Origin of the sequence: Aeoliella mucimassa, from assembly GCF_007748035.1 — a bacterium.
Taxonomy (GTDB): domain Bacteria; phylum Planctomycetota; class Planctomycetia; order Pirellulales; family Lacipirellulaceae; genus Aeoliella; species Aeoliella mucimassa.
The window spans coordinates 4,319,135-4,337,822 of record NZ_CP036278.1; the positions used below are offsets into that span (position 1 = coordinate 4,319,135).

17 protein-coding genes are annotated in these 18,688 nt (G+C 55.5%); 10 read left to right on the plus strand and 7 right to left on the minus strand.

Features of this window, described 5'->3' with window-relative positions:
• The first annotated feature begins 342 nt into the window (after positions 1-342).
• Positions 343-1,020, plus strand: a complete 678-nt coding sequence (locus Pan181_RS16795) for a helix-turn-helix domain-containing protein (RefSeq protein WP_145248374.1) — start codon at positions 343-345, stop codon at positions 1,018-1,020.
• A gap of 19 nt (positions 1,021-1,039) precedes the next feature.
• Here Pan181_RS16795 and Pan181_RS16800 read toward each other — a convergent pair whose 3' ends face one another.
• Positions 1,040-2,134, minus strand: a complete 1,095-nt coding sequence (locus tag Pan181_RS16800; protein ID WP_231943623.1) for an acyltransferase family protein — start codon at positions 2,132-2,134, stop codon at positions 1,040-1,042.
• A gap of 401 nt (positions 2,135-2,535) precedes the next feature.
• On the opposite strand from Pan181_RS16800, the gene Pan181_RS16805 reads away from it, so the two are divergent.
• Positions 2,536-3,432 carry an L-type lectin-domain containing protein gene (locus Pan181_RS16805; RefSeq protein ID WP_145248378.1) on the plus strand — a complete coding sequence of 299 codons (897 nt, stop codon included), beginning with the start codon at positions 2,536-2,538 and terminating at the stop codon, positions 3,430-3,432.
• Here the strand turns inward: Pan181_RS16805 and Pan181_RS16810 are convergent.
• Positions 3,399-4,937, minus strand: coding sequence for a YifB family Mg chelatase-like AAA ATPase (locus tag Pan181_RS16810; protein WP_145248380.1), 1,539 nt, complete (start codon positions 4,935-4,937; stop codon positions 3,399-3,401). The two genes, Pan181_RS16805 and Pan181_RS16810, sit on opposite strands and share 34 nt — an antisense overlap.
• A 268-nt stretch (positions 4,938-5,205) precedes the next feature.
• Here Pan181_RS16810 and Pan181_RS16815 point away from each other — a divergent pair, with 268 nt between their 5' ends.
• Both Pan181_RS16815 and Pan181_RS16820 read left to right on the plus strand, forming a co-directional pair.
• Positions 5,206-5,817 carry a TerB family tellurite resistance protein gene (locus Pan181_RS16815; protein ID WP_197528437.1) on the plus strand — a complete coding sequence of 204 codons (612 nt, stop codon included), beginning with the start codon at positions 5,206-5,208 and terminating at the stop codon, positions 5,815-5,817.
• Between the two features lies 1 nt (position 5,818).
• Complete coding sequence (locus Pan181_RS16820; RefSeq protein WP_197528438.1) at positions 5,819-6,457, plus strand: methyltransferase family protein; 639 nt, start codon at positions 5,819-5,821, stop codon at positions 6,455-6,457.
• A gap of 90 nt (positions 6,458-6,547) precedes the next feature.
• On the opposite strand, the gene Pan181_RS16825 is transcribed toward Pan181_RS16820, so the two are convergent.
• The 3 genes from Pan181_RS16825 to Pan181_RS16835 all read right to left on the minus strand — a co-directional run bounded on the left by Pan181_RS16825 (position 6,548) and on the right by Pan181_RS16835 (position 9,520).
• Positions 6,548-7,405, minus strand: a complete 858-nt coding sequence (locus Pan181_RS16825) for a hypothetical protein (protein ID WP_145248387.1) — start codon at positions 7,403-7,405, stop codon at positions 6,548-6,550.
• Positions 7,406-7,710: 305 nt separating this feature from the next.
• Positions 7,711-8,373: a MarC family protein gene (locus Pan181_RS16830; protein WP_145248389.1), complete on the minus strand. Its 663-nt coding sequence runs from the start codon at positions 8,371-8,373 to the stop codon at positions 7,711-7,713.
• A gap of 172 nt (positions 8,374-8,545) precedes the next feature.
• The gene (locus tag Pan181_RS16835; RefSeq protein WP_145248391.1) at positions 8,546-9,520 is read right to left on the minus strand and encodes a hypothetical protein; all 975 of its coding nucleotides are present in this window, start codon (positions 9,518-9,520) and stop codon (positions 8,546-8,548) included.
• Between the two features lie 500 nt (positions 9,521-10,020).
• Here Pan181_RS16835 and Pan181_RS26805 point away from each other — a divergent pair, with 500 nt between their 5' ends.
• The 3 genes from Pan181_RS26805 to Pan181_RS16850 all read left to right on the plus strand — a co-directional run bounded on the left by Pan181_RS26805 (position 10,021) and on the right by Pan181_RS16850 (position 14,090).
• Positions 10,021-10,644, plus strand: a complete 624-nt coding sequence (locus Pan181_RS26805) for a DUF1559 family PulG-like putative transporter (protein ID WP_145248393.1) — start codon at positions 10,021-10,023, stop codon at positions 10,642-10,644.
• A gap of 61 nt (positions 10,645-10,705) precedes the next feature.
• Positions 10,706-12,679: a hypothetical protein gene (locus tag Pan181_RS16845; protein ID WP_145248395.1), complete on the plus strand. Its 1,974-nt coding sequence runs from the start codon at positions 10,706-10,708 to the stop codon at positions 12,677-12,679.
• 79 nt (positions 12,680-12,758) lie between these two features.
• Positions 12,759-14,090 (plus strand): cytochrome-c peroxidase, encoded by a 1,332-nt coding sequence (locus tag Pan181_RS16850; protein ID WP_197528440.1) that lies wholly within the window; start codon positions 12,759-12,761, stop codon positions 14,088-14,090.
• Here the strand turns inward: Pan181_RS16850 and Pan181_RS16855 are convergent.
• Both Pan181_RS16855 and Pan181_RS16860 read right to left on the minus strand, forming a co-directional pair.
• Positions 14,087-14,416, minus strand: coding sequence for a hypothetical protein (locus Pan181_RS16855; protein WP_145248397.1), 330 nt, complete (start codon positions 14,414-14,416; stop codon positions 14,087-14,089). The two genes, Pan181_RS16850 and Pan181_RS16855, sit on opposite strands and share 4 nt — an antisense overlap.
• Positions 14,417-14,430: 14 nt before the next feature.
• Positions 14,431-15,141 carry a hypothetical protein gene (locus Pan181_RS16860; protein WP_145248399.1) on the minus strand — a complete coding sequence of 237 codons (711 nt, stop codon included), beginning with the start codon at positions 15,139-15,141 and terminating at the stop codon, positions 14,431-14,433.
• A 132-nt stretch (positions 15,142-15,273) separates the two neighbouring features.
• On the opposite strand from Pan181_RS16860, the gene Pan181_RS16865 reads away from it, so the two are divergent.
• The 3 genes from Pan181_RS16865 (at position 15,274) to Pan181_RS16875 (ending at position 18,670) form a co-directional block, all read left to right on the plus strand.
• The gene (locus Pan181_RS16865; RefSeq protein WP_145248401.1) at positions 15,274-16,272 is read left to right on the plus strand and encodes an alpha/beta hydrolase; all 999 of its coding nucleotides are present in this window, start codon (positions 15,274-15,276) and stop codon (positions 16,270-16,272) included.
• 664 nt (positions 16,273-16,936) lie between these two features.
• Positions 16,937-17,206 (plus strand): hypothetical protein, encoded by a 270-nt coding sequence (locus tag Pan181_RS16870; protein ID WP_197528441.1) that lies wholly within the window; start codon positions 16,937-16,939, stop codon positions 17,204-17,206.
• Positions 17,207-17,407: 201 nt separating this feature from the next.
• On the plus strand, positions 17,408-18,670 hold the full coding sequence (locus Pan181_RS16875; RefSeq protein ID WP_145248405.1) for a hypothetical protein: 1,263 nt from the start codon (positions 17,408-17,410) through the stop codon (positions 18,668-18,670).
• Positions 18,671-18,688 lie beyond the last annotated feature (18 nt).

An 18,688-nucleotide genomic window follows, 5' to 3' on the forward strand; every position in this document is an offset into this window, starting at 1 on the left:
ACTCGATGGATAGAGTTTGAACAACTTTCTTTCACATTTTCTGAAGATTGCAAGTGAATCTGTTAGTGCCGCCCATATGCATCGCACTCTCCACAGCAAGATGAGATTGGTTATCAAGAAAACGAATCTCGATTGAGGGTATCCGCATAACTTTTGTTGTTAATGTATCTGGTAGAGATCATCTACAAACGTTAGTGTGATTTCTCCAGGTTTATCGCTCGTCGTTATCCTAGATTGTACCTATGATTTGATACTTCATCGTGTCGGAAACGATTCAGGCGACCGTCTCTGGCAACTGTTATCTAGCTCTTGTTCTTCTCTAACGGTCGCGCTGCAGGTCGGATGGACTCGAAACCGAACAATCAACCACGATTCAGACCCTGCAACGGCGAAGCAATACGTTCGCTCCGACAGTCTCGCGGGTGGACTCAGCGAGAATTGGCAAATCGGTCTGGCTACAGTCTGCGCCTCATTCAAAAGGCCGAGTCGGGTGGAACGCTCCTTCCCGAAACCATCCATGTGCTGGCCAAGTCGCTGAGCACCGACCGCGCGCTGGTGAGCGTCCAAGAACTCACCGCAACTCCTCTCTCAATCGTTCAGCAGTTCATCGAGGCGATTAACAAGTACTTTCAGGCAACCGTTTCCGAAGTTCCACATCTGATCAGCGAAGAACTTGTGCTATGGTGCGCGGGTGAGCCCGAGCAAGTCCCCTTCGCTGGCACCTGGCATGGCCACGAAGGGCTCGATGCATTTTTGACGACCTTCTTTTCGATTCTCACTCCGCAGCACGACCCTTTCCTAAACAGCATTCGTTATGCCACCTCCGGCGACGAGGTTGTCGCCTGGGGCGAAGCGATTGCTGCAGTCGATGGTATGCCAGCCCCGTCAGTATGGGTCTGGCATCGCTACGTGGTTCGCGATGGCAAGATCACCCATTTCGACAACCACTTCGATACGCAAGTCGGCACCATGCATCTTGCCGAGGCCCGCGCTCGCGGCCTCCTGGAGCACGACGAGTAACCGTGACTCTTGCAACTCGTTAGGCCACGCCCGGAGTGGGAACCACAGTCACTGTGCGGGGAGCCACTTTGTTGCGCAGCGCGAGTACCGGCATCTCGATCCAGCGATTCAAACACCATCCAATCACCAGCGATCCGACCAAGTACAAGCTGGCATATACTTGCCAGTAGTGCACCTGATGAAGATCAGGAACCACGTACATTGCCCACAGATTGATCGGCATGTGCCACAGGTAAATCGAATAGCTGGCTGCCCCCAAAGTTGCGATGCCCGACAGCAGCTTCGAGTCGGTGGTCTCCAATCGAAGCGAGGCCAACAATAACAGACCGCTGCCGAGGTAAAACGGAATCACTCCGAACACGATTACCCACCGATAACTATCTTGAGGACTGATAAACGCAGGCAGCAACAGCATCGATCCAGCAATCACCAACCACTCTGTATGCAGACTCTTCAAGCGGACATCGAGTTGCTTCCACGTAATCAGATAGGCGACTAACACCCCAAAAAACAACGAATCGATCCGGCAATGCGTCCCCATAAGTGGAATGCTCAGCACGTCGAGATCTGAAGCGTAGACCGTGTAGTACCGCGCAGCTAAGCACAGCACCGCCAAGGCTCCGCACACGTAAGGCACGAAACCGAATCGCTGCTTCGGTTGCAAGTAGCACGCCAAGGCAAAGAGCAGCGAGAGGAATAGGTAAAAGTGAATCTCCACCGCCAGCGACCAGGTGTGATTCCATACTCTACCGACATGATTTTGCATCATGAGCAACTCACCCAGAATCGGCCATAGCGACAGTGGTCGATGGATGTACCACACCTGAACGCAAAGCATCACGAGCAGAAAACACCAGAACGCGGGAAAGATCTTCAAGCCGCGCTGGATCAAGAATTTGCGAACATCGATCGTGCCGGTTCGCTCGTACGCTTTAAAAAGTAGCGTCGCGATCAAATAACCGCTGAGCACAAAGAACAGGTCAACTCCGACCCAGCCACCGCGATACCACGTGGCCAGTACCACGTTTGGCTGATCGGGCAGGTGCAGGTGCCGCCCGAGCACGAGCGCGACCGCCACAAACCGCATGATATCCAGTCCAGTGTTTCGCATCATCCAGCTTCGGGCTAGTCGCGCAACGAACTTAGGCACTGCAGAAAACCTTAACATGCGTAATCTCTCGAAGCGGCTGAAAACTAAAACTTGGCGCGAACTACAGCTGAAGATGTCGAATGGAGACCTGTCGTGTTGAATCTGAGAAACGCAAGCCTTCAGCACGTTGCGTACGCTCGTCATGTTCATGAGTGACAGCGGCACTTAAACGCAACAAGATGCGCAAACGTGCAAGCGATTCGATAGCGGATCTTTATCAATCAGCTACATGATCTAAGATTTCAGCCGTCCACATCATCCACTGATTTACATCCGGGCCACAACTGATACACTGTTACCCGCTAGTAAAACATAAGCAGCTCACATCTGTGATATCGGTTCCATTGCTTCTGGGGAGAAAGCTGATGACAAAAACCATTGCGGCGTGCTTCATGATCTTAGGGCTGCTGCTCACATGCCTTCAGGCCCAGGCCGATGTGATCTACAACGGCTTCAGCGACACTTCTTCGCTGCAACTCAATGCTGCCGCGAGTACCGCAGCCACTTCTGACGGCACGGTACTGCGACTCACTCCGGCCATCGGCAATCGGGCTGGGAGTGCATTCTCGCTCGACAAGGTTTCGACCGCTGAGTTCTCAAGCATCTTCAGTTTTCGCATCACGGAACCAGGCGGCCCGGTGTTCGACTTCAACAACGAGTCGGGCGCGGATGGTTTTGTGTTCGTGGTCCAGAACATCGCCAACACCGTTGGCACCGCGGGACAAGGAATTGGCTATGCAAATATCGGAACCTCCATCGGGGTGGAATACGATACGTGGGGCAATGCTGGCAATAACGATCCAAGCCAGAGCCATATAGGCATCGATTTAAATGGCAACGTGAATCACGCCGCCGCGGGACAGGGTCCCACCGCGATCATCGGCGACTCGAACGCAGCGACTACCGACTTGCCAGGTCCCGAACTCGACGATGGCGACCGTTGGTGGTCGTGGGTGATTTACGATGGCAACACGATCGATGTCTACATCGCCCAGGACAATAGCACGACCGAGCCGGCACTGCCGGCCGTGCCGATGCTGAGTTTTGACATGGACTTAAACTCCATTCTGGGGGGAAGCGATCAGGCGTACGTTGGCTTTACGAGCGGGACCGGCTCCGACTGGGCCAATCACGACATTCTGTACTGGCGATACACCGAGGCCGTGGTACCCGAACCTGCCAGCTGGCTAACGCTCGCGTTCGGCGCGCTCGTGTTTGGTGGGATAGCTCACCGCCATAAATTTCGATCGAGCATGCGATAGTTCACCGCTTCGCTCAAATGCTCCGGGCGAATCGCGGGGCTTCGCTCCAAATCGGCAATCGTACGTGCGACACGCAACACCTTGTCGTGCGCGCGGGCGGAGAGCCCCAATTCGTTGATGCTCTGCTTCAGCAGATTCGTGCAGACTTCGTCGAGTGGACAGCATTGACGGATCTGTCGCGAGGTCATTTGAGCGTTCGTGCGCGTCGCCGACTTGGTAAAACGATCGGTCTGTAACTCGCGGGCGGCCGACACTTCGTCGCGCATATGCGCACTGGTTGTCCCATCGTGCTTGGAAGTCAATTCCTTGAACGGCACCGCCGGCACTTCGATGTGCAAGTCGATTCGATCCAATAGCGGGCCACTGATCTTGCCCATGTATCGCTCGATCTGCATCACGGTGCACTGGCACTCCCGGCGGGGATCGTTGCGAAAACCGCAGGGGCATGGATTGAGCGAAGCGATCAAGATGAAATCGGCAGGAAACGTCGTCGAGGTCAACGCTCGGCTGATCGTTACCGAGCCATCTTCCAACGGCTGGCGTAGCACTTCGAGTGTTTGACGATTGAACTCCGGCAGCTCGTCGAGAAACAGCACCCCGTTGTGCGCCAGGCTGATTTCCCCCGGGGCGGGAGTTGAACCTCCCCCTACCAGGCCTGCGTTGCTGATCGTGTGATGCGGCGACCGGAACGGTCGTCGGGCTAGCAACGGCTCGCCCGCTTTGAGCCGGCCCACTGCGCTATAAATGCGGGTGGTCTCCACAGACTCCTCCGGCGTGAGCTGGGGCAGAATCGTCGGCACCCGCTTGGCAAGCATTGTCTTGCCGGATCCTGGCGGTCCAAGCATCAGTAAATTATGCCCTCCAGCAGCAGCAATGGTGATTGCCCGCTTGGCCATTTCCTGGCCGCGCACGTCGCCGAAGTCGATGTCGTAGCTGCCGTGCTCGTCGAACAACTCGTAGATGCGACAAGGTTGCGGTTCGATATCGATGTTGCCGCTGAAGAAACCGACCGCTTGGGTAAGGCTATCGACGGCAATCACCTCCAAACCCTCCACCACCGCGGCTTCCGGAGCGTTGGCCGACGGCACCACGATTCCGCAAACCCCTTTGAGTTTCGCCGCAGCCATGGCCATCGAGAGCACCCCTTTGACCGGTCGCATGGTACCGTCGAGGGCCAACTCGCCGACCACCGCGTATTCGCTCAATCGCTCCGAACCAATCTGCCCGCTGCCGGCCAGCACGCCCAAGGCGATCGGCAAATCGAACGAGGCCGCTTGTTTTGGCAATTCGGCAGGTGCAAGGTTGATCACGACCCGATCTTGCGGGCGCACAAAGCCGCTGTTCACCATCGCCCGCTCTATGCGGTGCGTGCTTTCGCGAACCGCCGCTTCAGGCAGGCCGACCAGAATGGTCTTCGGCATCGCCGCGCCCGACACATCGACCTCGGCCACGACCGGAAGTGCTTCGATCCCCACCAGACTAAAGGTATGCAGACGTGCAAGCATGGGTGCCCCTCGAGATGCTAATTATGAACACACGTACACTCTACCCGCCGAGCTGGCCACTTGCAAGCATTTTTCCCTGAAACTTCACCGAGTCGCTGCTGCCCGAAAACTAGCACTTTTCTCTCACTTTTTCGGTTCTAATTAACGAGACCCTCAACTCCCCAATTGGGGTAAATACCTGTTTGTACTTGTGTAATTCCGCACGATTCGTTAATGAATGTCCGTATCATTTACAGTTGCCATGGTCTGCAAGAGGTCGAAACTTTCCATGATTATTTTCGGGACGAGAGGGCTGAATTCAAAGGTCGAATCGGGGCACTTCCATTGCCCTCGCTGCGGACGAGATAAGCCATTTGATATTATTCGAGTACGTCGTTTCTTTACGCTCTACTTTATTCCCCTGATTCCGATGGGCGAAGCGGGACGGTACCTTGAGTGCAAAAACTGCTCGGGCACATTCGACGAGGGAGCTCGCTATCTTGATCCTGAAGTAGAGAACGAGAAGTTCCACGCTGCGTTCATGCAGGCGATGTTCCGCTCGATGATCGTGATCGCCCTGGCCGATGGTCCGGCGAACATGCAGGAACTCGACACGATTGCCGATATCATGACCAACATGTCGGGCAAGGCGTTCGAAACCGACGACATTCGCGACATGGTTCAAAAGTGCGTTGGCGACTCGCTCGACAACACTCTTCATCCAGTGGCCGACGGGCTGAGCGACGATGGTCGTGGCATGGTAATTCATGGGCTTCACCAGGTTGCCGCGGCCGATGGCCGGTTGCTGGACGAAGAAATCAAGATGCTCTACTCCGCTGGAAACATCCTGGGCTTCCGCAAGAAAGCGATTAAGAAGTTCCTCAGTTCGGTTGAGAGTTAACATGCAGCACCGCTGGTACTTGCGATCCGCCGTGGCGGTTGCTTGCAACGCGATACTAGTGGGAGCCCCAGCCGTCTTGGTGACGCGGGGCGAAGTGTTGCGTGGAATGGAGTTTTGGGGAGCCCTTGCTGGTTTGTCGCTGGTCGTGGTGATGGAACTTGCTGCCCAAAGTTCAGCGAGAGTGCTATCGACCGGCTCTACGGAGAACGACCGTCTGGCCACGCGTTTCAATGCCATGCAGGGCTTGGTGCTCTTGGTGTCGCTCGCAGGACTGATCGCAGCCGCTGGCCTCGACCACCAACGCCCACACTGGTTTATGGTGGCAACCGGCTTTCTGGTGCTCGTCATGACTGGAGTCCTGCGACGGTCGGCGATCGCACAACTCGGCTCCGGCTTTAGCGACGGATTCCAACCACAAGTCGAAGTCGTTCGCACCGGTCTGTACAACTGGCTGCGTCACCCAGCAGAACTAGGACTCGTGCTGCTCCCAGTCGGCGTAGCCATGATGCTCGGCACCAGTGAATGGCTAACGATTGCCTGGCCAGCGGTGCTAGTAACTTCGGCCGCGAGAATCGGACAAGAAGAATTCTGGCTTCGGCAAGCTAAACATAGGACAACTCCTACGGTGATTGAGTGTTAGAATCGATGGAAACTCACCACACTGAACATACACATACCCCACCCGCCCGCGCGGCCAATTGCAATCAAGAAACCGCAATCGCCCGCGGATTTACTCGGTCGCTTTCTGTGGAAAGACAACGCTGCGAGCAGGTGGTGCTGTTCCTTCAGGAGAGATACCCATTGAATTGTAAAACGTTAGATCAATTTCTTCCATAAAGTAGCTTACCGTACTCAGACGCTGTGCTATTTCTGACGCTGGAAGTGTACTACTCTTGGCAGCGTCCTTCACTAGCTGCATTTGACGATCTCGATCTTCCTTATCGAGAACACCTACGCTTTGCCCATCCAAGCCGTGATCTCGTATTTCCAAGATGCAGTAAACTAACAGCTCTATCTGCTCATCGCTTAGAGAGCTAGTCGTAGCAAGAAAGTCTCTCAGTGTTGAAATAGCCGGCTCCCCCATTTTGCAGATGGATTTCACACAAGGATATTTCATTTGGGTTCTACCAATCATTATTCTCGCAAGATCTTGAAGACCTCCTGCGTAGCTAAAACCGCCCTGATGCTGAAGATCAACTCTCAAGGCAAGTGCGCGGATGTTAGGCACTGTTGGAGCTTCTGCCATCCAAGCACAAGCATTTAAGACCATTTGCACGTCATCAGGATCGTCGATACCGTCGATGAGCTTATTACGGTACAACTTCATTATCTGCGAGTATAGTTCCGACTTATCTCCAAGCTTGGCTAGATTTACATAGTACTCTTCTCCCTTTCGAATTCGAATTTTATCAAGCTCTTCGGAAGCCCCTTCTTCGTTTTCATCCGTGCTCGTTGGTTCTTCCTGCTTTTCGGCAGGAGGAGCATCCTCCTGCTCAGCATTGCATTCGTCGATTATGTGGAAACAAACAACAACGAAAAACAATGGTCCCAACAACAAGCTTCGAAGACAGTCACTTAAAGACATCATGTTACCCTTTAAGAGAGGCTCGTTTTTAGAGGTGCGATTTCCACGCAATTCTACCCTAGCTGAACCCAACTAGCTACATCCACCCAATCAACTAGCGTTCTACCTCAGGTTGCGAAAGCATTTTCAACGCTAATCTCTTGAAGGTGTTTCCTCACTTTCAGAATGAGCGAGTTCAGCAATTCTTTTTAGCGATAGCTACTGCGATCAACACCGAGAATCCTCCAAAATTCACGACGATAAACACATATACACTATACCTGCCCGCGCGGCCAATTACAATCAAGAAACCGTAATCGCCCGCGAATTTACTCGGCGGTTTCGTGAGCAGCGGGAACCATGCCGGCCAGCCCGGGCATTAGCCCGGTGGCTCCTGTTGCGAACATGCTCACCGCGATGGCTAGCAGCACCATACCCATGAACTTGGTGACGATGTCCATGCCTTTGGTTCCGAGCACTCGGGTGATCGGCCCGGCGGACAGGAATCCCGCACAAATTAGGGCGGCCATCAGTCCGCAGACGGCCGACATCTCGAGGTTGGGAATCACCCCGCGATGAGTATGCGTGTTGACGATCACCGTGACCATCGAGCCAGGCCCCGCGACCATCGGCATCGCCAGCGGGACGACCGAGATGTCCTGATCGGGCGGCGGCGGGTCGCCGTTCTTCTTGGTGCTATGGATTGGGCTTTGGATGCTTCGCAGCATCGACAAGGCGATCGAGGCAATCATGATGCCGCCGGCTACCTGTAGGCTAGGGATCTGCACGCCGAAGATGCGAAGGATCGTCTCGCCGAGCCAGACGGTGGTAATCAGAATTACCCCGACTGCAATCGAGCTTTTAATCGCCACGCTGCGGCGGTCGGCCGGCGCGCGATTCGCTACCATGCCGGCGTAGATAGCCACGCTGCCGATGGGATTGAGAATGGTAAACATCTCGGTAATGAACGTAATCAGCGAGGCTTGGTCCATGGCGGGTCTCTAGCTCACAAAGCACCTCCTAAAAAACGAGTCTCCCCTTTCCGATCGGGGAGCGGAATAGCCTAACACGCGCGAGGCTTACAAGGGAAGGACGGGCCCCACCTGGCGGTCTTCCCCACTCCCATTCGCTCGAAAACCGGCATCGCTGCTAGGCATTCTCCAGCTAGAATTGCACCCGCATGCCGAGCTCGAAGCCCCACTGGCGATCGTTCTGGTCGGGACTCAACCCAGCACCAGGCTTGCAGTAGAGCGTCGTGCCCTTGCTGCTGTATCCAAACTCGGGAGCGATGTAAGTATCGTTGTTCCCGGTCTTATAGTTTGTGACGATCTGAAACTCTGGCAAGATGTAAGCGCCGGACTGCCAGGCATACATGGCAAAGATGCGCCACTTCCCGCGACGGATCATCGGACGGTCGCCATCGCCAGCGATGGAGGTCTCGTAGAAATACAACGGGGCGATAATAAAGTTGGGCTGCGCCATGTAAACAAAACCCATCCCAGGGCCAAGCACGTACTTTCCTGTACCAACATTGAAAGCGGTAAGCTCGTTGCCCCCCGGCGGAACGCCGACCGCTACGGTGTCGGCGCTAGGAACGTAGAACTCCAGGAAGTTGATCATCGTCAGCTTCTTATCGCACGAAGTCCAGGTGTTGTAACTCACTTGAAACTTCACGTCGCCGATGCCACCGACCTCCGGCGACTCCGGAAACTGGGCGGTAAAGTCGTAGTAGGTAAAGGGAACCTCCACCAGCAACGAACCTCGCTTGTCGTAAATCGGAAACTTCAAGCGGGCGTAGCTGGTGTTAATCTGGTTTCCACCATCCAACTCGTAGTACTCATTGCTGACGATACAAGTCGTGATATTTTGAGCGGGATTGGTTCCGTTGTCTTGCTTGGCACTGTCGCTAGCTCCACCAGAAGCGGGCGCCGAGCTGGGTGTCATGCCCATAGCTTCGCTACTGAGCGAGTAGGTCACATCGGGTTGTTCGACGAGTTGGTAAGCGGTGCCATCCGGCATGATGAGTTGCCCCGGCATGCCTTGCTGCGGAAGCTCCAAGTAAGCCGCAGGCGACGATTGCCATTCGTTTAACTCTTGCCCGAGTGCGTTCGTCGACGACGCTAGGAAGCAGGAAAGCATCGTCGCCCAAGTCGCGAGTTTGGAAAGCTGCTGGACCATGGACTTACCTGCTAAGTGAGTGGGGATAGGTTTCCGCGTTATCCGAAATGATCGGCGAAAACGGCTATCCGCATTGGTCCTGCGGGAGCAATCATCAGTGCTTTGCTAACCGCGCAACTCTGTCTGCTTGGCATCACATACTCTCCTTCCTCTCGAACGACAGATCTAGCGAATCGTGGTTTCTATGGAGCCACTCTTGCTATACCCCCTGACATTCAGGCATTTAAAGCGGAAGAGAATATTCACATAGCCACTTGCAAATAAAACATCAGCTGTTAGAATCCCGCCTACTGAGACTCGTTCTCAACTACACCCCCCTCCCCACCAGCCTTACTTTTGTCCGCCACCACGCCCTCTAGCGGCAAAGCGGTCAGCAATGAAGGTTACCCGAGCAACTCGGACTCCCGCAGCAGAATATGGTTCCTCCAATCGTTGTTACGAACCAGGTATTAATGCCAAAGATGCCATGCCTAGCTAAGCGGGCCGGTTTTTCCTTGGTTGAGTTGCTGGTGGTCATCATGGTGATTGGTGTGCTTGTAGCCATGCTGTTGCCAGCTATCCAGGCCGCCCGCGAGTCCGCCCGCTTCACCGCCTGCACGAACAACCTCAGGCAGGTTGGCTTGCTGACACAGGTGTATCGCGATGTCAATGACGGGCACTTTCCGGATGGCGACATCACTGGCAACTTCTCCTTCCGCATGGCACCAGGCATGAAATCCCTGAGCGATCGTGCGGCACTACCAGAGACCTATGGCCTGCAAGCGGTATTCGAAGAAGAAGGATTCATCGAACCCCGAGCTGGCATCTGGACTTGCGCCTCGCAAACGGAAGACATGCTTCTTTACGGCAATACCTATGCGTTTAGTGTTGCAGCCAGCCTCAAGAAACGGATTCCTCCAAATCCTAAAACTTCGATCTGGGTATGGGATAACTTCAGCCTTAAGCCAGGTCTCAGTGGGTTTCGTGGACCTTTCTCTGGGTACACCATCCGCTCGTCGGAGAGGGTCTACCCTCATGGCTCGTTACGCAGTCGTGGGTACAACGTGCTCTATCAGGATGGCCACGTAGAGTACAAGTCGATTTAACAGCATTCATTTCTGATATCCACAAATACTTTACTTGAGTTTTCACCACGGAGTTTCAATCGTGTTTGCATATTCACTCTACTGGCGATCGATCGCTTTTGGATTGCTTTGCGTAATCGCAAGCAGTGCGGTAGCCGAAATCGACAACCTGGTGGTCCTGGTCGATTCCGAAACCGCGACAGGCGGCAATGCAATTGCTGCGTTCGGCTACAATCCAACAGACAATTCGATGTTTGTCAGTGGCTTTGGCGCTGGTGGTCAGATGCGTAAGATCTCTGGCATCGATGCGACTCCCAGTGCTGAGGTATATGTAACCGAAACCGAACTGCAACTCTATTATCGCGATGGCGATCCGGATCGGGGCGTGCTCACTCCCCTGCAGAGCGCCATCCAGCTCAATCCTCAAGCTATTACCAGTGGTTCGACCACGATTCCAGCCTATAGCTTTGCTGTAATCAACGACAATGGCCGCACTCGGGTAGCAGGTGGATCGGCTACCGACTCAGCAGCAACAAAACGATTCTACCAATACAATCTCGAAGCCGTTGACTTCCTCCAAGGCGAAGACGGGCGGGATGTCTATACGACGCTTGCCACGCTGGAAGACATGCAAATCGCGGCGAACACCACCAGTCAAAGTAGCAACCAAGGACGGCAAGGAGCCTGGTCGGGCGACGGTCAAAGCTTGTATTTTGCCGACTCGAGCACCAACTTCGGTGGCATCTGGAAACTGGATCCCATCTCAGGCGATGTCACCCAACTGCTGATTGGAGATCGGGATACGAATATCGAACCAGCAGTTCGTAGTATTGATGGAGTAGACACGATATACATTAGCGGGGCCTCCGAAGTGAATGATGGGGGGATCGACACTTTTACCTACGATGGCACCACCGTTGGTGCCAGGACCACAACCGTTTCGGCCGCAACGTTGCAAGACTTTCTTGAACTCACCGGCGACGATGTTGCCGACATTCGTTCGATGACCAGCGATACGTCCGGAAACATCTATTTTAACAGCACCGACTCTAGCCCCGATCGTCGTGGTATTTTTCGATTGGACACCGAAGGGCGGCTTTCAAAGGTGGTTAGCTACGCGGAACGAGATCTCGCATTCACAAGCGATGGGCTTGGCGGAGAGGATCCAAATTCGAACACCCTTCGCATGCAGACTCGCACGATCGAACACCCAACTGCCGGCACGATTACTCAAATCATGTATGCCGAGAGTTCTCCTCTCAACCTGGTGGCAGGGGTAAACGCATTCGAACCAGGCGACTTTGATCGCAATGGCACGCTCGACAGCACGGACCTTTCCGCATTCAGCGATGCCCTGACCATTCGTGGCCAACAAATCGTCGACGAAGACGACTATCGCTACGACCTGAATGGCAATTTGGCTGTCGACTGGAAAGATGTAAAGGTATTGCAACAGTTTGCTGATATCCCAACTGGCGACACAAACTTCGATGGCAGCCTTGATTTTGACGACCTGGATACACTCGACCAATACTATCACACGAACGGCGGAGTTGGCGCGGAAACCTGGTTGGCAGGCGACATCGCCAGCTTCGTCGCAGGGTATCCGGCCGACGCCTTCGACGCCAACATCGTGAACTTTGCGGATCTAACCTCCTTTGCTGATTCTTGGATTCATCTCCTCGGCCAGACCATCGACGAAAGTGATCTTACGAGCCGGTACACGGGCCAATTCCTATCGGACGCTTTGATTGCCTTCGGTTTTGAGAGCTCCACGCTGCTAGGCGACTACAACGGCGACGGCGAAGTGGACCTGGCCGACTACACCGTGTGGCGTGACTCTCTTGGAACTACAGGCTCACAACTTGCTGCGGATGGATACGCCGACGGAGTGGTCGACCTTAAGGACTACCAACTCTGGAAAACCATGTTCGGCAGCACGTCGCTTTCTCCCGAGTCGGTAACGGCCGTTCCCGAGCCAGCAAGCATGGTCTGGCTGGTCGCTCTGTTCGCAGGACTCGGTGTGCGTCGCATTGCAAGTTCCATTCAATCCTAGTACTTTCCTCCCTTTGATCGAAATGTTCCAAGGACGCCACCTGATTCGTGTCTGCCTACTTCTATTCACCCTACTCGCAATGAGTGTGGTTGCATCCGAAGTGCGTCGCCACGATTCTGACGAAGTGAACGAAAGCAAAGTCGCTGATGCGACTGAACCTCGAGGAATGCCCGACCAACGGCAGCAGGTCGGGCTTCCTCGAGTCAATTCGACAACGCTCGAAAACGGCAATCGAATTACTCGCGGACGAAGTGGTTTCTTCGAGCGCAAGCCCCCTCGCGAAGAGCGTACGCCCGAAGCGCGAACTGAGTACATTGAGCAACTGCGAGACATCTATTCGAAACCTCCCCAGCAGTGGCCAGCCCCGCACGTGGATCATGCAGTAGCGTGGAAGGAAATCGGTTTGCTACCGGAATTACCCCCGGTGGATCCTGAGTCCGAAGCGGCCGCGCGCATCGAACTTGGCAAGCACTTATTCTTCGATCCTCGCCTTTCAGCTAGTCGACAAATCGCTTGTGCGTCGTGCCACGATCCGGACCTCGCCTGGGGCGATGGTCGGACCGTGTCGTTCGGCAATGAGCGTAAAATGCTCACTCGCAATGCTCCTTCAATCATGAATGTGCGTTACTCCCAGGTATTTTTTTGGGATGGTCGTGCGGAGTCGCTTGAGGACCAAGCCCACGCAGTGATGCTCAACCCGAACGAGATGGGTAGTTCCAAGTCATTGGTAGAGGGACGCCTGCAATCAGTACCTTTGTATTTGGAGTTGTTCCAAAAAGCCTATCCTCAGGAAGAGATCACCATCGAAGTTGCTAGTCGCGCGATTGCCGACTTCGAGCGGACCATCGTCGGCGGGCGAAGCCGTTTCGATCGCTTCATGAAAGGCGACCCCAACGCGCTTAGCGACGAAGCCATGGCTGGTCTCGATCTCTTTCGCCGCGAAGCTCGCTGCATCAATTGTCATCATGGTCCAACGTTTTCCGACAACCAACTGCACGTGGTCGGACTAAGTTACTACGGACGCAAGTACGAAGATCTCGGGCAGTTCGAGCAAACGCGCCGGATTGAAGATGTTGGACGGTTCAAGACTCCATCGCTTCGCAACGTGAGTCAAACAGGACCTTACATGCACAATGGGCTCTTTCCTTCCATTCGGGGTGTTTTGAATATGTACAATGCCGGCATGCCGACTTTGGTGCCGAAGAACGATCAACAAATGGACGATCCGTTCTTCCCTCACAAGTCGCCATTGCTCATGCCATTAGGGTTGAATACTCAAGATTTGTCTGACTTAGAATCTTTCTTGCAATCGCTAGAAGAACCACCTTTGCGAGTTCGCCCTCCAGAACGAGCAGAGGAAGCTCCCAGCGAGGGGACTACCACCTCCGTGGCTGCTGATTACCAGGACTAATGGCTTCCTCCTCGTGTCTTAAGCTCCAGCCGCCCGGCTTCAATCGCTTCGCCCAACCAGCGCACTGCGGCTAGTTCCGCGTCGGTTGCCCAGTGGGCGGGGGGCTCGTACAGGTCGCTTCCGCAGTGAGGGCATGGCAGCGTGGTGGTGCCGGTCGTGGCCGGCGGGGCCGCTAACTCGGCGTCGGGCCACACCGCGTCGCACTCGTCGCACACGATGGTAAGCGCCCCGCAGTCGCCGCAGGTGCGAAGCCCCAGCGGGCCAGTACCGCAGAGCCGGCAGAAACCAACGTAGTGGGTCGGGGTCGTAGGAAAGTCTTCGGACATGAATCCAACTTCGCTTAAGGGGTGACCGGATAGGCGGTGATGAATCGTTCGCCGTCGACGACGAGTCGCACATGGCGGGCTGGGGGATGATTGCGACGAGCGCCCGACTCGCCGCCGATGGAACCGATGCGGCGCTGCATGTCGACCGTATACACGTCGCGCGAGCCCTGGTGCTCATGCTGCACCTGGCGACCTCCCTCGAGTGCCTTTAGGTAGACCTCGTCGATCAGCTGCACGAGCTTCGCCGGATCGTTCTCGTCGAACACCCCATGCTGCCCTGGGCGATCGGGATCGTCCTTCGCGTGCGACTTCAGATGCTCGATGCGGGTGCCATGCACGCTGCCGCGTCCGTAGATCAACCCTGCTTCGGTGCGATAGGTATCGCGCCCGATTTCCTCCAGTACGTCGTCGAGCGCGAGCGGAGCAGGAGCTTCGGCCGATTTCGCTTCGGCCGGTTTCGCGTCTGCGGGAGTCGACTTCGCAGGCTGCTCCGCTTTGCCGGCGGGTTGCGGAATTTCCGACGGATTGGCCTCGGCAACCTCGTCGCTCGGCGTGTGGATGCCCGGCAGGTCGACGCCAAATTGTGATTCGAGCGCGGGTTCGGCGAACAGGTAGCCGCCGACCAGCACGAGCATCACCAGCATCGTGCTGGTACGCATGCGCCCCTGCCCGCTGCGGAGCATCGACTGTAAAGTGCGGGCGATTTGTTGATTATTTCGAGCCATAGTCGTCGTATTATAACCGGTTTTGATGATTTCCGAATCGGCACTGCAGTGGAGTTGCGGCACTTTCGGCGATGCTCAGGGTATAACTAGGGAGTGAACTGACAATTCCGCAACTTCTCGGGACACGTTACCATGGCACGTAAACACCTGCTGATTTTGTTATTCACCGGAGCAATACTCACCATGAGTTGGCCCGCCGACGCGCAGCGGCCAGGCCGAGTTCGCCCGCAACCGCGTTGGCTTCCCGACTCGCTGGAGCTTACCGCCGATATTCCTTACGCCGATACCGACAACCCACGGCAACGGCTCGACCTTCTGCTGCCGACCGAGCGGAAGAGCGATAAACCGCTGCCGGTGATCGCGTTCATCCATGGCGGAGCCTGGCGGGCCGGCGACAAAAGTGGCGGAATCCGCCGCGTCGCCCCGTTCGCCAAAACAGGGGAGTACGCAGTCGTGAGCATCGGCTATCGACTCACCGACGAAGCCCAGTGGCCCGAGCAAAGCTACGACTGCAAGGCAGCGATTCGTTGGATTCGCGCACATGCTGAAAAGTACCAGCTCGATGCCGACAAGATCGGTATCTGGGGCACCTCGGCCGGTGGTCATCTCGTCGCTATGCTCGGCACCAGCGGCGACGTCGAGAAACTCGAAGGCACCCTCGGCTCGCATACTGATCAATCGTCGCGGGTTGCTTGTGTGGTCGATTTCTTTGGTCCTACTGACTTTGTAAAGATGAATGCCAAGGCCGACAAAAGCGCGAGCATGGATCACGACTCGGCTCGCTCGCCGGAGTCGCTGCTGATCGGCGGGCCGATTCAGGAGCACCTCGACAAAGTCGCCACGGCCAGCCCGCTGACTTACGTGACCAACGACGATCCTCCCTTCCTGATTGTGCATGGTACTCGCGACCCCCTGGTTGCATTCAATCAATCGGAACTGCTGCACGAAGCGTTGCAAAAGGTGGAAGTCCCCTCGACGCTGATCACCATCGAGGGAGCCGGCCACGGGCAGGGCTTCCCGCCCGAAACGATGCAGCTGGTCAGGAAGTTTTTCGACCATCAGCTTCGCGGCATCGAAACGCAGTGGAACGACCAAACACTGCAGGCGCAATCCGCCCCCGCCCGGCAGTAGCCAGGCGTGAAACATAGATTCCCAATTTACCCACCGATGGGAAAATTGAATCTGCACGCACGCTATAAAACCAGTGGTTTTCGGCTGCGAATAGATTCCCATTTCCCAAAGTGCATCCATTGGGAATCTATTTTCGCGGTGGGAATCAATCGCAAGTCGTTTCACTGCATGCATTTACATCAACACCTCCGCGGAAAGTGCCCAGAATAGATTCCCACCCATGGGAAACTATTCTGGAAGGAGTCAGGATTCAGGGGTCCGGGATAAGGGCAGCTGAGAGTTGGGAGAGTCCGTAGCGTGGGTCCAGGAGGTTCCAGCGACGCAGCCCCATCACCGGATTACCAACACGCGCAGCAGCGAACGCCCACGCCGGCAAACCATCGCCTGCGCGTCGCTAAACGTTCGAGTTCATCGCAAGCATCACATCTCGATTACCTCCAACCAGTAATAAGCCAACACAGCACCTGTTCATCAGAACACACTCGGTGGCCAATTGCGAGCGAAAACTGCCACGAATTGCAAACCAACTGCTGTCGTCTAGCGAACTGGGATCTCGATGACAGAAAACACTTATCAATCGCCCGAACAAGACTCTGGAACCCCGCCAGCACCGGCCCCACCAGCGAAAGAAGACCACGTGGGATTCTTTCGCTTGAGATGTTCTTTGATGGTCGTCCTGGTGTCCGTGAACCTGCTGATCTGGTTGGCGGGTGTGTTCCTCGATCGGTTCGGGAGTGGGCTCGACTCGCTTGGAGCCGTGCTGTGCACTTTTTCCTGGGGGATGGCCAACCTTCTCGTCCCTATATCCCTGCTCTATTCGTTCTGGCGAAGGTACGATTCCGAACTGCGCCGCTGGGACTTTTACGGCCCCGCGCTGGCCGCCATGACGCTGGCCTACATGCTCTATCAATCGATACTCCACACTCGATACTAAGCGATCGTTCCTCTTCGGTGCCGCCCAGCGCACGCGATTTAACGGTTTGCTCATCGGTGTAATCACACTGTTAGGTCCTTCGGTATCCGTAACGCGATCCCCACTTTTTACACAAGCAACTACTCTCGCCATCCAGGTGCTCGATACGATACAATAGTCGCAGCCAGCTTGCCTTTTCTTGTCCGACTGTGATTCGTATCCATGAGTGATTCTCGTCGTTTACTCGAACTCATCGAGGAAGGTATCGCCCAACATCAAGGCGATCTTGATGGTTGGACTATGCTGGACGAGGACCAACTAGAACTCTTCGATGGCCGTGCGACGCTTACCGCCCACCTGCTCGACGAACCCCACCAAGACCGCCGCCAGGTGCACGCCCATGTGGTGACGAAGCTTGCCGACTACGACAACGAAGAACTAGACGCCTGCTTGTATGGTCTGGGCGACTCGCGGGAAGAGGCCCTGGAACAGGCCGCCATGATTTGGATCACGTTGGTTGCCGGGCCGATTATTTCGTTCCTCGACAACAAGCCGGTCGGCTTGACTTGTCAGGCGGGAGTGATGGATGGCGACATCGAACAGGGATACTCCCCCGACGACTTCGGGATGAAGAACGTGCGGGCGTACGTGGGAGCCACGTTTGCGCGAGGGTTCGATGACGACTCGTTTGAAGAGGAAATCACCGGATCGAAACCGTGGTTCCTGTACGCGACCGAGTCGGCCGCACCGCGACGGGTGCATCTCGCAAAGTCCACCGTGTTCTCCGAAGGCAAACAAGGCTGGCGTCGCGAGCTAGAGATCGATGGCCACGAAGTCTCGCACTCCGATCCGACCTGGCCGGCCGACAAACCTGGCCCGCAGTTTGGTTACTTCACACGCTTTGCCGTTTTTGAGTTCCCGCAGAACTCCACCGCGGTCGACGAACGTGCTCGGCTCGACCGCACGATTCTCCACTTTGCTCTCAACTATGGCGACTACCCCGACGTCGATCAACTGATCGACGCGATGCAAGAAGATGGGTTCGACGCCGAGGTCGTGCAAGAAGTCGAGTCGGTCTCGACCTTGGCGTTTGGTCGCGTCTTCTTCGAAGGCTACGGGGCGAGTTACTCGCCCTACATCATTCGCGCCCATGCGGATGGTAGTGTCGAGACCAAAGTGCCACTCATGTCGATACCAGCCTACTCCCGCGCCCGGGCGCTGGCTCCGAAGATCGCCGACATGCTCTCGCAGGAAGAGTTCCAGGAACTCTGCTTCTATAGCGCCGAGTCCGACGGAATTCTACAGATGCTTGCGGACAATGAATCGGATGAGATCGATTTGAGCGGGGCCTGTTTCTATCCCTGCATCGTGCCCGATCGCGACGTCGACGATTCGACCATGCAACTAGCCTGGGCGAAGCTCAAGCAGTTCCAGGCGAAAGAGCGGATTCACACGCTGCAAAAGCCGTGGTGGAAGTTCTGGTAGCCGAGCGGGAAGTTCACT

Excerpts from the sequence above, each read along its gene's own strand:
- Pan181_RS16795 (WP_145248374.1), top strand. The coding sequence starts at position 343 with ATGGACTCGAAACCGAACAATCAACCACGATTCAGACCCTGCAACGGC.
- Pan181_RS16815 (WP_197528437.1), top strand. The coding sequence starts at position 5,206 with ATGATTATTTTCGGGACGAGAGGGCTGAATTCAAAGGTCGAATCGGGG.
- Pan181_RS16830 (WP_145248389.1), bottom strand. The coding sequence starts at position 8,373 with ATGGACCAAGCCTCGCTGATTACGTTCATTACCGAGATGTTTACCATT.
- Pan181_RS16855 (WP_145248397.1), bottom strand. The coding sequence starts at position 14,416 with ATGTCCGAAGACTTTCCTACGACCCCGACCCACTACGTTGGTTTCTGC.
- Pan181_RS16835 (WP_145248391.1), bottom strand. The coding sequence starts at position 9,520 with ATGCTTTCCTGCTTCCTAGCGTCGTCGACGAACGCACTCGGGCAAGAG.
- Pan181_RS16805 (WP_145248378.1), top strand. The coding sequence starts at position 2,536 with ATGACAAAAACCATTGCGGCGTGCTTCATGATCTTAGGGCTGCTGCTC.
- Pan181_RS16860 (WP_145248399.1), bottom strand. The coding sequence starts at position 15,141 with ATGGCTCGAAATAATCAACAAATCGCCCGCACTTTACAGTCGATGCTC.
- Pan181_RS16850 (WP_197528440.1), top strand. The coding sequence starts at position 12,759 with ATGAGTGTGGTTGCATCCGAAGTGCGTCGCCACGATTCTGACGAAGTG.
- Pan181_RS26805 (WP_145248393.1), top strand. The coding sequence starts at position 10,021 with ATGCCATGCCTAGCTAAGCGGGCCGGTTTTTCCTTGGTTGAGTTGCTG.
- Pan181_RS16865 (WP_145248401.1), top strand. The coding sequence starts at position 15,274 with ATGGCACGTAAACACCTGCTGATTTTGTTATTCACCGGAGCAATACTC.
- Pan181_RS16825 (WP_145248387.1), bottom strand. The coding sequence starts at position 7,405 with ATGATGTCTTTAAGTGACTGTCTTCGAAGCTTGTTGTTGGGACCATTG.
- Pan181_RS16810 (WP_145248380.1), bottom strand. The coding sequence starts at position 4,937 with ATGCTTGCACGTCTGCATACCTTTAGTCTGGTGGGGATCGAAGCACTT.
- Pan181_RS16800 (WP_231943623.1), bottom strand. The coding sequence starts at position 2,134 with ATGATGCGAAACACTGGACTGGATATCATGCGGTTTGTGGCGGTCGCG.
- Pan181_RS16820 (WP_197528438.1), top strand. The coding sequence starts at position 5,819 with ATGCAGCACCGCTGGTACTTGCGATCCGCCGTGGCGGTTGCTTGCAAC.
- Pan181_RS16875 (WP_145248405.1), top strand. The coding sequence starts at position 17,408 with ATGAGTGATTCTCGTCGTTTACTCGAACTCATCGAGGAAGGTATCGCC.